1 protein-coding gene is annotated in these 1566 nt (G+C 45.8%); it reads right to left on the bottom strand.

Annotation, left to right across the window (positions count from 1 at the left end; genetic code table 11):
* Positions 1–307 precede the first annotated feature (307 nt).
* Positions 308–1462 carry an IS110-like element ISVisp2 family transposase gene (locus tag ACED45_RS24000; RefSeq protein WP_371715209.1) on the bottom strand — a complete coding sequence of 385 codons (1155 nt, stop codon included), beginning with the start codon at positions 1460–1462 and terminating at the stop codon, positions 308–310.
* Positions 1463–1566: the final 104 nt, after the last annotated feature.

Raw genomic sequence — 1566 nt, 5'->3', positions numbered from 1 at the left:
TGATATGACCCCCACTGTCAATTAAAAACGTAGAAGTTTCTCTCCTGTATTATCAGAGCCTTTCTTGTTGCTTAGGGGATAGTGTTACCGCATAGATGAAGCAAGTAATGTCGTCGGTTCTCATGCTGATATACGTGGATTGCTCATCGTTTGATGAGTAGAGCCTACCTTACTTGTTCCGTCGTGGCACCTGTCTTCAGTCTATGCTCGTGGTTCAATACAGCCGAAGCTATATTGCCGTCCTAACGCCGTCGGTGTTTGTGCCACTCCCGATGCTTTATCCAATGCGATAACACTAATTCTTTCTTCATGCCGGTAATCGAGCGATTCGAGTTTTAGGATCGACGTCGCTGATGACTACTTCACGAGCAATCGCCCAGATGTAAGCGATCATCTCTCTAGCGATGGCGACCACAACGACATTTCGGTGCTTACCTTTTTGTAGCAGTCGTTGGTAACGACGACATAACCTTTGCTGGGCCTGCCAAGCGATATCGACGATCTCTTTAGGCAGTCCTTCTTGCCTTAGTTGGAGCTCTACAGAGATGTTCGCTTTGTGCTTATAGGTGTGTGCGCCTTCGACCAGCAACCGTCTGGCCCGACTGTTGCCACACTTTGTTAAGCTGCCACGGCGAGTTTTACCTCCACTGGAGTTTTCTGTTGGAACGAGCCCTAGGTAAGCCATAAGCTTTCTTGGATGATCAAATCGTCGTAAGTCACCCAGTTCGGCTATTGTGCCGAGTGCTACGAGTAACCTGACTCCACGCATAGCTTGAATGGCTTTCACCACAGGATAGTATCGCCAGTTTTTGACCTGATGGAGTAGTTCATTATCGAGTCGTTGAAGCCGTTGTATTCGCTCATTGATTGTAATGATCATCTCTTGTAAAACGATTTGCTGACTATGATGAGGAAGAATGAGGTCGGTTAGCCACCGTAGATGCTTTTTAGACCAGTTATCATTCACCGTCGCTTGGATATTATTGCGAAGAAGAAAGCCTTTGAGTTGGAACTTTGCGTCTTTGAGATCTTTCATTGCGGTTTCTCTAGCACGCGAGAGGTCTCGAATGGCTTCATCTTCTGCTTCCGGTACATAGATGGGTGTGAGCTCTTCGGCTTTTAACAGCTTGGCGAGCTTTGCAGCGTCACGTTTGTCGGTTTTAACTCTATCGCCTGGTTTTTTAGGAATAAGTGATGGAGCGACGACATAGCAGCAGTGTCCAAGGCTCGTCATTAAGCGATAAGTCCAGTAACCACATGGCCCTGCTTCATAAACAAAGTGCAGAGTGGCTTTGGGATACTTGGATTGCAGTTGTTTGGCCAATTTAATCAACGCGGACTTATTCGATTTAATACGGCCAAGGTGTAGTGGATTTGCTCCACGATGTTCTTGTAATACAGTGACTTGAATAAATGACTTATGCGTATCTAAGCCAATAAAAATTATGCTATCTTTATTCATGCTAGCCTCCAAATTTAGTTGCTTGACGCACTAATTATGGCTCTGGCTTTAAGCTAACCCACGATATTGGAGGCTAGCACCTTTCGTGGGGGTCATTATGTCTA

The organism is Vibrio crassostreae (genome assembly GCF_041439375.1).
GTDB classification, from domain to species: domain Bacteria; phylum Pseudomonadota; class Gammaproteobacteria; order Enterobacterales; family Vibrionaceae; genus Vibrio; species Vibrio crassostreae_D.
Note: the sequence above shows the minus strand (reverse complement) of the source record. Positions and strands in the feature narration are given on the sequence as shown.

Coding starts and splice junctions, on each gene's coding strand:
- ACED45_RS24000 (WP_371715209.1), bottom strand. CDS start 1,462: ATGAATAAAGATAGCATAATTTTTATTGGCTTAGATACGCATAAGTCA.